This window comes from Chryseobacterium sp. BGARF1, assembly GCF_001677955.1.
Taxonomy (GTDB): Bacteria; Bacteroidota; Bacteroidia; order Flavobacteriales; family Weeksellaceae; genus Chryseobacterium.
The window spans coordinates 1-505 of record NZ_LELA01000214.1 but is presented as its reverse complement, the minus strand read 5'-3'; the positions used below and the strand labels follow the sequence as shown (position 1 = coordinate 505).

The following is a 505-nucleotide window of genomic DNA, read 5'->3' as shown; positions in this document are numbered from 1 at the left end:
TTGTAAAAGATATTCGGCAAAACACCCGCAGAATATTTACCGCAGAGCAAAAGATTCTAATCGTGATGGAAGGTCTTCGAGCTGAGACATCCGTAGCCGAACTTTGCAGGAACCATAATATTGCACAGTCGCAGTTTTATGCCTGGAACAAGGAGTTTATGGAAGCAGGAAAGAAGCGTCTGAATGGAGATGTCGCTCGAGAAGCTACGAGTGATGAAGTATCAGATCTGAAGAAGGAAAACGCACGTTTGAAAGAGATCGTAGCTGACCTGGTCGTTCGCTATGACATTGTAAAAAAAAGTTTAGACAGGCTGGATTAATCGATAAATACAGGAAATATATGAGATTATCAGCAGCCGAGAAATACGACATCATTCAAACGGTGACCAGGAGTGAAATCGGTGTGAAGCGAACCTGGGAAAGTTTTGGAATCGCTAGAAGTAGTTTTTACAAATGGTATCAAAGCTACCTCGAATACGGCTATGATGGCTTGGAAACTACGAAA

The 505-nt window shown here is 42.2% G+C and carries 1 protein-coding gene; it reads left to right on the top strand.

Annotated elements, in window-relative coordinates; translation table 11 throughout:
* Window positions 1-320: transposase (locus AB671_RS21645; RefSeq protein ID WP_066682354.1), on the top strand; the 320-nt coding region annotated here is incomplete at its 5' end.
* Window positions 321-505 lie beyond the last annotated feature (185 nt).